Source organism: Ureaplasma canigenitalium ATCC 51252 (assembly GCF_000712165.1).
Lineage (GTDB): Bacteria > Bacillota_I > Bacilli_A > Mycoplasmatales > Mycoplasmoidaceae > Ureaplasma > Ureaplasma canigenitalium.
Genome location: NZ_JONZ01000004.1, coordinates 117,260 through 130,410, shown reverse-complemented (window position 1 = coordinate 130,410; position 13,151 = coordinate 117,260). Strand labels below are relative to the sequence as shown.

The window sequence follows — 13,151 nt, the reverse complement described above, 5'->3', positions numbered from 1 at the left end:
TATAAAAATTATTCTTATAATGGTAAAAAAATAAATGAAATATTACAAGGAGAAGACGAAACTAAAATTTATGTTTAATAATTTATCAAAAAAAGTAAACAAGACACTATCAGCAGCGAACATTATCTTCGATATAGGTTTCATATTATTTTTCTTTTTTATTTTATTCTATTACCTTTATGCTAGCTACTATAATCACTCTTTAGCCAATAATAATCAACCTCACCCATTCCTATATTACCTTAAGTATGGTGATTACTTTAGTGGTCATTATGCTTCCATTATCTTTAGTATGGTAATTATTTACATTACTCGATTAACAATCTTAAGACAAAATGGAACCAAGGTTTATTTACTATTCTTTCCTTTTGATGTTAACGGGAAAATATTGTATTTAAATAAAGATAATAACAAGATGAAAAACCAATTAATTTCTTATCTTGCTATCTTTGTCATCTGTACTTTAGGAATGTTAATTAACCTTTTCTTCGTCATCAAAGATCTGGGAGAAGAGAGAAGTGTACCGTTTTCCTTCGTCCTTTACTTCTTCTTTATTGTTCCTTTACTAATATATATCCCTCTAGTCTCTCTTAAGTTGTATATGATAAACAACAAAGTCACAATGAAGCCGGCATTAAACATAATTAAGTAGGTGAAAATGCAATTAAAAATTCAAGCAGAAACTTGAATTTTTTTTATCATCTTTTTTTATGCTAATTTACTCTTTCTTACTACCATTGTTCCGTCAATTTGAAGAATCGGATAAATAATTAACAGACCATCAGGGTCGACTTCCCTGATTAATCGAAGAAGACTTGGGAATTCAACATATGGTGAAATGGTCTCAAGAGAAGTTGTCTTAAGAGCACAGCTTTGACCGCTTGTCGAAATCGTAATCGAATTGTTATAATCGTGGTTTCGTAGGTTTTCAATCACTTCGTTCAATTTAGTAGTATATAGTTGAACCTTCAATGTCTTATTTTGTGGAAAGTAAATATTTAATACTACACCAAGAATAATTGAACTTAAAATAGAAGCTACAAAATTAGGGGAGAAGAAAAGTTGAGCATCAAAGAACTTATGGTCAGAAAGACCAGCGGGAATAAAAGAACCAAGAATTATACCAAGAATTAAGGTCGCTACATTAAAGTACGTAAGAATACTTCCAATTGGTTTACCATACTTCTTTGAATAATAAAAACTGGCAACATCAGTCCCACCTGATGATCCTCCAACGATATAAACAACACTAATGAAGATTCCATCAAAAATCGAGAAAACAATAGAGTAAACAAAAAGACTTGGTATTTTTGTGGCTTGATCACTATCCGTTCACGGAAGAATTTGAACCTTATTCACTATTAACTGGTGATATTTATAAAGCGGCTTGGCAAGTTCATAAAGAGCATTTTGATAAGCTTCATTATGGTTGTTCGCAATTCTGAAAAGGTCGAGCACCTTCGCATCTGGATTCTTATCAACAAATTCAAGGAATGTTGTCTTAATGTTTTCATCAGCAATTGAATCAAAATTAAGGGTATCCTTCTTCACTACCGTGTTTAGAATGTTGTTCGTAAAGAAATTATCAATATCTGGGTAAGTAATTCGGTTATCCCCGAAAATATTAATGTGATCACTTCCTGGAATTAAAGCAAGAATAAGGCCAAAAATCTGAGAACCTATTAAAAAAACAAGAGTAAGAAGGGCAAAATGCTTTCCTATCTTAAAGTAACTAAAAATGACAAGTGGAACATTAATTAAAATGACCAACAACCAGAAGAGCACATCATATGTTGTTTTACTAACTTGAGCACTATATCCAGCTTGAATAAGAAGAGTTTGAGTTAAACGAGCAACTCCTTGTGATAAACCGGTAATCCCTGGTGAATAAATACCTGTATTTTGAACAAAAACAAGACCAATCAAACCAGTAAAAAGACTAAAACCAATCACAATTAAATATGTCAAAGCAATATTTTTTGTCGCATAAAAATTAGCAAATTTCAGGATCCCTGCTTTAAATTTAATTTTTTCGGTTAAAACAATTGTCTCTTGTTTTTTAGGTCTTATTATGCCTAAACCATTATCCTTTTGTTCAGTGTGATTTTCTTCCATACTTTGTCTATTTTTCTAAATATATAACAAAATAGTATAACCAAAGGTTATTACTATATTAGATTATAAAAAATTAATAGTTTATTTTAGAATTAATGTTTTAAAAATTAATCAAAGATTTTAAATTTTAGGTAGTTAAATCTTTTTAATTAATGATTTTTAAAAGTATAATCGCTAACTCCAATTCAATTTAAGTGTTCTTTATTAAAACTCGTTTCTTTAAGTTCATTAATTCTACTAGCCAATTTCTTACTAACATTCTTCTCATAGCAAATTATGTTTACTTTAGAAATATTTCAAAGATTCAACATTTTTTTAAATACGGAACACATTAAAAATGTAGCACCAGATTTAGTCCCTGAAAAGGTGGCGTAGATATTTATTTGATTACCATTAATTTTCTTAACATAATTTGAATCATTTTTTGGGTACCTTTTTCTGTCTTTTTCTTTCTCAACAAATAGTCGATAAGTTGTAAATTTGAGTTTAAGCTATTATCAATATTTAAGGTATGTTTGAAAATTCCACCAAACATTTTCATTTAAACGATGGAGGTGACAACACTACTCGCTGTTGGATGATATGAATCAAAAAAATTATTTAATATTGGATTTAGAGAAACTACTAGTTGGTAACCTAGATTATTAGCAATCGTAAATGCTGAAGGAAATGTTTGAGCTAAAAAATATTTCTTGACCGCAATTTGTTATTTTTATCAAGCATGAAACATAAACATCAATCATTATTATGTATATTCTTTATTATCCTTTTTGTAGTTTACCCCTTCTCAAACATGAATGTCCTTTGATTTAAAAAGATTATTACAAATCCACATCGATGCAAAACTAGGCCGCTGTAAATTAAGGACATCATAGTTCAAATGGTCTTTTGTGAAGCACATTCTCCTTTTCAGATGCACATATTGTACTCTTTTAAATTTTTGTAACATATCACAAAATTTTTCACTATTTAGGGCTTGGATACCAAAAATTAATGCTCATTGTACATCGCTACCAAATTCTAATATTCGTTCAAGTAATTTGTGTTTATTTCTAAAAGGAGGATTGGAAATAATGATATCAAAGTGTTCATTAGGAATAAAATTATAAAAATCCTGTTCGTAAAGAATATGTGAAAAAATAACCCTATAACCGTGAAATCTAAAGGCTCTAACAAAATTCGAAGTTTCTAAATCAAAAGGGCATCAAATTACTTTATCTTTTGGTATTTTTGCTTGTTTTATAAAAAAATCAACATCTTCATATGTTGTATATCATTCATCATCATTAGCATAGCGAAAGGCTTTAGTAATATCATTAGAACGAATAGCTTTACTTGTTAATTCTTTTTCGTTTAAATACAGATGCAAACCCTTATTGGTAATTTTTAAATCTGATACAGAAACCTTTTTTATTTTTTTATTATTCACATTTATTACCATTTTAATTAATTTTAATATATAAAAGTTTTTAAAAATAAATTTATAAAAGTTCTAAAAAATTTTTCAAAAAATACCAGAACCGCTCTAGGAGTGCTTTCTGTAGACTGAGATAAAAGAGAGATAACAAAAATTATTGCTTACCTTTTGTTATTAAATACTTACGATATAAGTCTTTACGATATTTTTTAGTTTCAATTATTCTGTTATTGTAATTGAACTCATCAATTTTTTGATGATTACCTGAAAAAAGGATTTCAGGTACCTTGTGTCCTTCAAAATCTCTAGGTTTGGTATAGACTGGAAAATCAAGTAAATAGTGATTAAAACTTTCATCCCTTAAACTTTCATTACTAATTACCCCATCTAGTGTTCTAATGATTGAATCAGCAATTAGCATACAAGGAATTTCTCCACCAGAGAGAACAACATCTCCAATACTTACATAACCATCAATATAGTGTTTAATTCTTTCATCAAAACCCTCATAGTGACCAGCGATAAGAATAATGTCACTCTGTTCTTCAACAAACTGATTAACCTTATTTTGATTCCAAACAAATCCTTTCGGACTTGTTAGATAAACTTTTGTGTTCTTTTTTTTATATTTTCTAATACACTCAACAATCGGCTCAAGACAAAGCACCATCCCTGGTGAACCGCCATAAGGATAGTCATCGACCTTTTTATGTTTATCGTGACTAAACTTCCGAAAATCAACGATTCTTATCTTAACCTTCTTCTTATCTATTGCTCTTTTGACGATGCTGTGCTTTTTCCATTTATTTAATAAATCCGGAAAAAGTGTCATAATGGTTATCTGCATATACTCTAACTCTCAAGTAAGTAATTATTAATAAACTTAGCAACTGATTTTTTATTATTTTTCTTATTCATAATAAAAGTAGCATCTTTAACTAGCTTGATATTTTTAACCCGTGCTAGTGCTGAAATTGCTGATTCCTGAAACATTGGAACATCATTAAAAGAATCACCAATGCTCGCAATCTCATCCTTTTTAAGATTAAGGAGATTAGCTATAAACTTTAATGAAGTTCCTTTATTCACATTTAGGTTTGTGATTTCAATAATATGTTTGTTAGTAAAGCAAAGATTTAAATTTAAACCAAAAGCATCCTTCATTTTGTTGTAGATCTCTTCTGTGTGTTTTTTAAACAAATGTGAAGGAATAATATTAATTTTGTAAATATCATCAAACAAATCATTGATTACTTTTGTATTTACACTGTTTTGCTTTTGATAAAAAAGCTTAATGACAAAAGCATAATTAGTGTTTAAAATATCAATTATTTTTTTATCAGTATAGCGTTTATTATATGGTCAAAAACCTAATTTATTTTGAAGAGCATACTGGTAAATAGCTTTAGCTACATCGACACTGATTTTACTATCAAAAAGTGGTTTTTTTTGTTCTAAATCATAAACAATAGCACCATTAAAACAACTTACATAACGAATTTTAACTTTTGTATTTGATTCAATTTTATCGACTATTTTAAAAGTATTTAAAGGACTTCTTCCTGTTGAAAGAACGATACTTCCTCCTCCGAGATAATATTTCTCGAGAGCTTGGAGGTTCTCTCTACTAATTTTTTTAAACTTACAAAGAAGTGTCCCATCCAAATCAATAAAAAGTGCTTTGTATTTCATTGTGTTTATATTTTTTCTTTTTTCATATAAAATTATATAAACTTGACAATATTATTTTTGTTAAATTACTGCAGTTTTACTGTGACTGAAATATAGATAGTAAATAAAAATTATAGATATGAGAAAACAAACAAATAATCGCAAAGTGCAGACTAAACCTACTAAAATTTTTGCCATCGGTGGAATGGAAGAAATTGGAAAAAACACCTATTGTATAGAATACGACGATGAAATCGTTATCGTTGATGCTGGAATTAAATTTGCTAATGCGACCTTACCCGGTTTTGACGGAATGGTTGCTAATTTCGAATACTTACAAAATACTGATAAGAAAGTGGTTGCTCTTTGTGTTACCCACGGACACGAAGACCACATCGGTGGAATTCCCCACCTTCTTCGATTTAAAAATGTAGAAAAAATTTATGCTGGAGCTTTACCAGCAAAATTAATCGACAAGCGACTGTCGGAGTATAAAGACATTAAGCGGCCAATAATTGAAGTAATCGATGAAAACAAAATGATTAAGACAAAACATTTTACTATTGACTACTTTCGGGTTTGTCACTCCATACCTGATGCTTTCGGTGTTTTTATTGGAACTCCAAACGGAAATCTTGTTTCAACTGGTGACTTCCGTTTTGACTTCGCAACCTTCGGGGATCAAGCCGACCTATTAAAAATCCACTCCATTTCTAAGCGGGGAGTAGATGCTCTTTTATGTGAATGTACTTCAGCTGAAATTCCTGGTTTTAGCGAATCGGAACGTTATATTCTTACCAATATTTACGACTATATGAAGAATGCAAAAGGTCGGATTTTTATTTCCACTTTCGCTAGTAATCTAAGTCGTGTTGAAGAAATAATCGCGATGGCTGTCGGTCTAAACCGAAAGATTTGTATCATTGGCCGAAGTATGGAAGCCAACATTAAAATATCTCGAAACTTAAAGTACCTTACAGTTCCTGAAACTTCTTTTATTTCCCACAAAGAAATTGCTAACTACAATGATGACGAAATCTTGGTTATCCTTACCGGTAGTCAGGGTGAGGAGATGGCCGCTTTAAATGTTATGGCTAATAACAACCATTCTAGAATTACCTTTAAACCATCTGATACCGTTATTCTTTCTTCGAATCCAATTCCAGGAAACTACTTTCAAGTTGAGCAAATGATTAATAAGCTTTACCGTCTTGGTTTGACTGTTTATGAAAATCATCCAAATAAAAAAATTCATGCTTCAGGTCATGCGACACGAAGCGAACAGCAACTAATGATAAAAGCAATTAATCCTAAATATCTTGTTCCAATCCACGGTGAATACAAAATGTTCCGAGCTATTCAACGAAATGCTGAAGACCTTGGTTTTGATCGTGATAAGGTCATCATCGCTCAAAATGGACAAATTACCGAACTTCTAAACGGGGAAATGACATTGACCGATCAATATGTTCCTTCGTCACCAACTTTTATTAACGGTAAAGATGTGACCGCCAACGCACAAGCTTTACTTAAAGATCGTCTTACTCTCTCAAGTGATGGTATCCTTACCATTCAAATCGCGACTTCAATCAATAAGAAAAAAATCTTAACCCTTCCTAATCTTTCAACACGTGGATGTTTTTTTAGTAAGGAATCAATGCGACTTGTAAACAAGATTGTAACTTCTTCCAAAGAAATTGCAGAAAATGTTATTAAAACGGCTTCTATTAAGGATTTTAAACAACAAATCACCACTAAAATTGAAAATGAAGTTAAAGCAATTGTCTGAAAATGGCGAAAGAAGAATCCAATCATAAACATCGCTATTATTGATGAAATGGACATTAAAAACCTAATTGCAAAAAAAGACTATATTGAATTCATTGAAAAGAAAGACTTCAAAGAAAGTATCGAAGAAGATATCGAAGATATCGTTTCTGACCAACTTTAGTCTTTTCCTTGTGTTTTGTTTCATCCCTCCTCCTTTTTTAGTTTATATAATTATTTTGATTTAGAAAAAGTAGGTAAATATGAAAAAGAACACTCCTAGCAAGGAATTAATTGCTTTTGCTTGTACTTCCATCACAGATGGTGATGACCGAAGATGAACAATGAAATTCAGCAAGGATAGAGGTTTTTTTATCAACTGACAAAAAAACAACGAAACAAAACGCTGAATCCAATTAGATACTCACGATACTAAGGAAATCACAACTAACCATTTCCCTTTTGATGATATGGTCAATGCTCTAATTGACCAGAGCAATAAAAGTCTTAAATATGAAGTACATCTACCAACTAGGGATAAGGTTACCCTTGAAATGATCGATGCTCTGCATATTACATATAATGATTACGGTTATCTTCTTCTAGCTGGTGAGGAAAAAGGTGCTATTCGGGTTGTAGATATGATGAACAACCGATCAAAACTTTTTAAAGCTAGTAATGTCAATGATGTGCTTAAAATTATTGAGCATTTTGAACAAAGATAAAATACCTATGAAAAGACACTAATAATGATTCATCTCTGTATGAATCTTTTTTTTATCTTTCATATGTTCTTATAACTGATGAATGACACTAATAGGTAATATAATAAAGTTAATATGAATGGTGAAATGAGTTATCAATGACAAAGCAAAATAAATTAATATTATCTTCACTAGCTTCTTCTCTCGCACTAATAACCATTATTCCAATCATTGTCTCTTGTAGTCACAATAAGGGTAATAATGGAAAAACAAAAGTTCCTGGTGGAACTGACCAAGCTGGTGGTAGCTCTTCATCTCCTAAAACTGAGAAGGATAAAAACAACTCTCGCACTAATGAAAAGGTATTCCTTTATGACGGGATTAAGTATGTATATCAGGATGAAGACATCGAAAGTCAAAAGTATAATGTCGTAATAGAAAAGATTAAAAAACCGGATGGTAAAGAAGAAGCGTTTATTACTAAGAAAAAAATATATGATGGTAGTTTAGAAAAGGGTAAAGAAGCATTTGTTGATTTAAAGACTGGGATGTATGAAAAAGTAGATAAGGGTGCTTATCAGGTAGAAAGTATCGAAGTGACAGATCCAAATAGTCCTTATTACTATTTGTCGGATGCTTTTTTAAGTAATGAAAACTATATAAGAATGCTTTTCCCGGTAAGGGAAGAATTTGCTAATATTCAACAGATTGTAGGTGCCGTTTTTCCAACTTTGTCCGCCGCATCTAGTCTTATTCGTCGGGTGAAGGCTAAACAAAAGACTCTTAGTAAAGAAGCATATAAGACATTATTCAATCGTGTTTACGGTGTCGCATCTAAGGCCATTCATAATTTAAACGAAAATTTCTTTGATGGTGAAACGAACATAAAAAATTTACTTGATAATCTAAGAATCTTTGCTGGGATTGATCTTGTCCGTCTTTCCGGGTATGATAGTTATGCATTGTCAACGAAGGATGTCGTTGGTGCTATGAAAAGCATCGGTAAACCATCCGGGATACCACTTGCTCTTTTAAAAGTGCCGTTTGTAGAAGAAGGCGATAAGTATAAGATATATCATATTGATCAATGGGAAGAAGAAGACGTCCACGTTTCAAATAATGTACGAACAGGTAGTGACGGGAAAGATTATCGCTCCCCTAGTTATGCCTGGTCGCTTAATCGTGTTTTTATTCCAAATAATACTCCCGCTTGAAGTAGAATTGGGGCTAAACAATACCGTTATCGGATGGATAGCGAATTATTCCTTTCCCGTCAATTTTTTGAGAAAAATGAGTTAAATAAAACTAAGGATGAAAACATCATTGAAGTATTTTCAAATGATTGATTGACTTGGTTATACTCTAATACCATTTCCGCTTTGCTTATGAGTAAACTAGAAGCAAAAGTGCTTGAAACTTTCCTTGAAAAAGAAAATGTCTTGGTTAATGGGCTATGAGAAAAGGATAAAAATTTTAAGGATAATGCATACGCTAATGGGTACCGTGACAAAATTGGGTTTTACGAAAATGCTTTGCTTGATTACATCACGGTTAAAGATATTTTAGGGATGACAGTGAAGGAAACCGCGAAGGTACAGATTCAAATGTTCCCTGGTAGTCAACCGTATTATGGGAATTACAAAACAGATTTCACGGAATTCTTTTTCTTTGCGGCGAAAGAATACTATGACGAAGTCGCTCCGGTTTTGACGGTCATTGATACTTTGTATAACCGCCAAAACACTTTTAAACTTGCTTTTCTGGATAAATATAAGGGAAAGCGGGATATGGTGTATGCTTTCTTAAAACAGGCATATGGTCATTTTTGAAGAACTCTTGATTTACCAAAAGGGGAAATCGGGGCTCCGGATGATAGTTATATCGCTAAGGGGGAAAAGAAAATAGACTCCATCATAAAGGAATATGACATTGTGGTGAAAGAAAAGGATGAAAAGACTGGGAAATAAATAAGTAAAGATTAAAACTAAAAACTAAACAATAAAAAGTCCACTGAGTTTTACACTTACTAAAAGTGTATGCTTTGTGGTTTTTTTCTTTTTAAGGGGGGTTTATGTAAAAAGGGGTATATATTGTCGGGATTGTTATTAATCCCTTTTCTTAAAATTTATAAAATAAGTAACAACAATAATAATTACTATTTAAAACACTACAGTAAGATAATATTAATATTGAAACATTAAGGTATAAATTATGGTTAAAAATCCTGCAATCGAAAAAAAGTTAGACATTCTTATTACTTGATGGTTAATAGAGCTTCTAAATAATGCCCAAGTGGACTTCGATATTAATGAAAACGAAAATAAGAGTTGAACCATAGGAACTAGACAGTTTAACAAAAATAACAAAGGTTTTAAAAAGTTTAAACCTGCAGATATTAAGAATGTTGCCAAGTTTTTGCAAGACGAATTTCAAAAATACCGTGAACAGGCCACTACAGAACATCGATCGGTTAATAATTTAACTTTAAAATTATTTTTTAATATTGAAAAACTAGAAAAAATCTTACCTAAGCGCTTTTTACAAAACGAAAATAAAGAGAACAAGCAAGATCCTGATGAAAAATTAAAACCAAAAGACCGTTTTGTCGCTTGCTACACCATTGAGGAAAATGATTTTTCCTATAGCCCTATTAATGACAAGGAAGATGAGATAAAGAAACGAGAACGGATTTATATTTCACCTTTTTACTACATTCTTCAAAGAAACAAACTTCCGACATCAACTGATGACTATCAAGACTTTAACAAGGATGTTTATAAACTTTTTGAAAAGTTCGAAATTTCGCAAATCAATCCGGTTTTTGACCTACTTTACAAAACCTTTAATCGTGAAGAAAAGAACGAAGGTTATGTTTTTTTCACTATCCAGGAAAAAAGGGATTTACCAACCAATTTAGATTCGTTTTATACTAAAAGCATTGAGCAAGCTATTAAAAATATAAATAAACCAAATCCCCTCCTTGATCGCTATTTGCTTCCCCAATGAAAACTAGATGAAAAATATAATTTAGACATAAGAAAAAAGGAAAAACACGAACTTTTTTATTACCTGATGAACCCTAAAAAATGTAATATTGGTCGCTTTCCATCAAACCCAAAACATAAATTATCCTTAATGCAACAAATTGCTCTTTCTACTTTCTTCATTAAGAAAAGTAATGAAAATTTTAACGATAACATCATCAGTGTAAATGGTCCACCAGGGACTGGAAAAACAACTCTTTTAAAGGATGCTCTCAGTCACATTATGGTTGAACAAATTTTTGAGTTACTTGACACTAACAATAACTATACGACGATTAACAAATATAAATCAGATAAGCAATTTATTGACAAGGTTCCTCAAAAAAGGTTAATTCCAGCAGTTTCAAAATATTCTATTGTTGTCACTAGCAACAACAATAGTGCAGTTCAAAACATTGTTAACGAATGACCAATTTTCCAAAAAGATAGTATTGATGATGAAGACCTCTGATCTTTGATTAAAAGCATTAATTATTTTTATGAAAAAGAAAAGAATCTCAATAGTGATATCCATCATATCGGTTTTACTTTTGAATGTGGAAAAAAAAGCAATACAACTAAACTACAGTACGCTATTGATTGATTGCAAAACAGAAATAATTTAATACAAAATAATGAGCGAGTAAGTGATGCTGACTTTTTTAATTTATACAAAGCAATCGAAGATCAGTTCTGATATCTTGGAGATGAGCTGAAAAAAATAAAAACCCGATTACAAGGTGATTGGAGTAGTTTAACATATCATAATCTTTTAGACAAACTAGATTCATTAAATTTTGAAAACGATGATAATCAAAAAAACAATGAAAATTTGTGATCTTTATTAGCAAAAATCAAAGCTGATAAAGAGTTTTGCGAGAATGTGGTTAAACAAAACAGGGAGCGGATTTATGATCTTGAACTAGAATTAAAAGGATTAGGTCCTTTTAATTTTAAGCGAAAAAAATGATGCAAAAAAATGCTCCAAGATGAACGACTAAATTTAACTAGCAACCTTGAAATCCTTAATAGATTTGTTAAGGAATATAAAACATGTAATGATGATCTTGAATACACAAAAAACTATGAAAAAAAGCTGTTAAACGAAATTACATCATTGCATCAATACAAGAAGTATTTTAAATTTCACTCATTTTTCTTCAAAGACCAAACTGGTAACAAGGATGCTGTTGAAATGGAATATCCTTTCTTTGAACCAGAATTAAATAAACTAAGGTCAAAACTCTTAATTTATAGTCTAAAAATTCGTCATCAGGTGATTAAGGAAAACCTAGACGATATTATTAAATCCATCGAATTTTTTAAAAATAACTATTCAAAAGACATCGAGAAAATTAAAGTGAAAATGGATGATTTCAAATTAGCACTGCACACTTCCTTCGAATGATTAACTTTTTGTTTTCCTGCGATTAGTACAACACTTGCTAGTTTTGAAAAGATGTTTACCCATTTCTCTGTCGGTGAATTAAATTATGTTATTCTTGATGAAGCCGGACAGGCGGTACCTTGTAGTTTAATTCCGGTTATCAATCGAGCATCAAAAATAATTGTGGTGGGAGATCCAAAACAAATTCCCCCTATAAATAATATTGAACAAAATGTGGTCAACGGAATTGCTAACTACTTTAAGGTTGATCCTAAATATGTCAGCTTTAATTCATCAGTACAGTCGATAGTGGATGAAAATGCTCGCTTTTGCTACATTGAAAAAGATAGACTGATAAATAAATTCTACGGAATACCACTCTGGGTTCATCGACGTTGTAAATCTCCTATGTTTGATATTTCAAATGAAATTTCATATAACGGTAATATGGTGCAGGGTAAAAACGATGCAAAAGGTGCTGCTTATATTTTCGATGTTGTAGGTACATCGAATAAGAAATATGTTAAAGCACAAGCGGAAATGGTTGCTAATATTTATATTAAAAAGTTGAATATACTATTAGCTTATGATGCGACTGAAAGAAAAAAGGAAAAGATTAAGCAATTTCTAACAGATACCTTTGTGATTAGTCCTTTTAGAGAGGTTGCTGATCAAACTAGAAATTTTCTTAAAAAGTCAATTAGTGACTATCTTAAAGAACAAGGAATCGCTACCAATGAACACGGAAATGAAATTCCGATTGATGAAATACTAGAACAAAATGTAGGAACTATTCATACTTTCCAGGGGAAGGAAGCGAAAAGGGTTATTTTAGTATTTGGGTGCGACGAAACAGAAGAGGAATCCGCTCGTTGAGCACTTGAAGAACCTAATATCCTAAATGTTGCTGTTTCTCGCTCAAAAGATGAATTATATGTTATTGCTAATCTTAATTTGTATTCCAGATTAAAAAATCCATATTTTGACAAAATGATTGAAATAATTAAGAACTTTAATAAAGAGAAAAAAACTAAAATAATCCAGGAAGAACAGAGTATTTAGAATCA

9 protein-coding genes are annotated in these 13,151 nt (G+C 31.1%); 5 read left to right on the top strand and 4 right to left on the bottom strand.

What is annotated here, in order from left to right; genetic code table 4:
• Positions 1 to 70: 70 nt before the first annotated feature.
• Positions 71 to 652 carry a hypothetical protein gene (locus T416_RS0100575; protein ID WP_031488897.1) on the top strand — a complete coding sequence of 194 codons (582 nt, stop codon included), beginning with the start codon at positions 71 to 73 and terminating at the stop codon, positions 650 to 652.
• Positions 653 to 708: 56 nt separating this feature from the next.
• On the opposite strand, the gene T416_RS0100570 is transcribed toward T416_RS0100575, so the two are convergent.
• From T416_RS0100570 to T416_RS0100550, 4 genes are all read right to left on the bottom strand, one after another.
• Positions 709 to 2,115, bottom strand: a complete 1,407-nt coding sequence (locus tag T416_RS0100570) for a YitT family protein (protein WP_051675845.1) — start codon at positions 2,113 to 2,115, stop codon at positions 709 to 711.
• A 745-nt stretch (positions 2,116 to 2,860) separates the two neighbouring features.
• Complete coding sequence (locus T416_RS0100560; protein WP_245600627.1) at positions 2,861 to 3,544, bottom strand: class I SAM-dependent methyltransferase; 684 nt, start codon at positions 3,542 to 3,544, stop codon at positions 2,861 to 2,863.
• Between the two features lie 142 nt (positions 3,545 to 3,686).
• The gene (trmD, locus tag T416_RS0100555; RefSeq protein WP_031488894.1) at positions 3,687 to 4,379 is read right to left on the bottom strand and encodes a tRNA (guanosine(37)-N1)-methyltransferase TrmD; all 693 of its coding nucleotides are present in this window, start codon (positions 4,377 to 4,379) and stop codon (positions 3,687 to 3,689) included.
• 5 nt (positions 4,380 to 4,384) lie between these two features.
• Positions 4,385 to 5,224, bottom strand: coding sequence for a Cof-type HAD-IIB family hydrolase (locus tag T416_RS0100550; protein ID WP_031488893.1), 840 nt, complete (start codon positions 5,222 to 5,224; stop codon positions 4,385 to 4,387).
• 118 nt (positions 5,225 to 5,342) lie between these two features.
• Here T416_RS0100550 and T416_RS0100545 point away from each other — a divergent pair, with 118 nt between their 5' ends.
• The 4 genes from T416_RS0100545 to T416_RS0100530 all read left to right on the top strand — a co-directional run bounded on the left by T416_RS0100545 (position 5,343) and on the right by T416_RS0100530 (position 13,146).
• Positions 5,343 to 7,154 (top strand): ribonuclease J, encoded by a 1,812-nt coding sequence (locus T416_RS0100545; protein WP_051675843.1) that lies wholly within the window; start codon positions 5,343 to 5,345, stop codon positions 7,152 to 7,154.
• 79 nt (positions 7,155 to 7,233) lie between these two features.
• Positions 7,234 to 7,695, top strand: coding sequence for a hypothetical protein (locus T416_RS0100540; RefSeq protein WP_031488891.1), 462 nt, complete (start codon positions 7,234 to 7,236; stop codon positions 7,693 to 7,695).
• Between the two features lie 137 nt (positions 7,696 to 7,832).
• Entirely contained in the window at positions 7,833 to 9,641 is a 1,809-nt protein-coding gene (locus T416_RS0100535; RefSeq protein ID WP_031488890.1) for an MAG3960 family lipoprotein, read from the top strand.
• A 244-nt stretch (positions 9,642 to 9,885) separates the two neighbouring features.
• Positions 9,886 to 13,146, top strand: a complete 3,261-nt coding sequence (locus T416_RS0100530; RefSeq protein ID WP_031488889.1) for a DEAD/DEAH box helicase — start codon at positions 9,886 to 9,888, stop codon at positions 13,144 to 13,146.
• Positions 13,147 to 13,151: the final 5 nt, after the last annotated feature.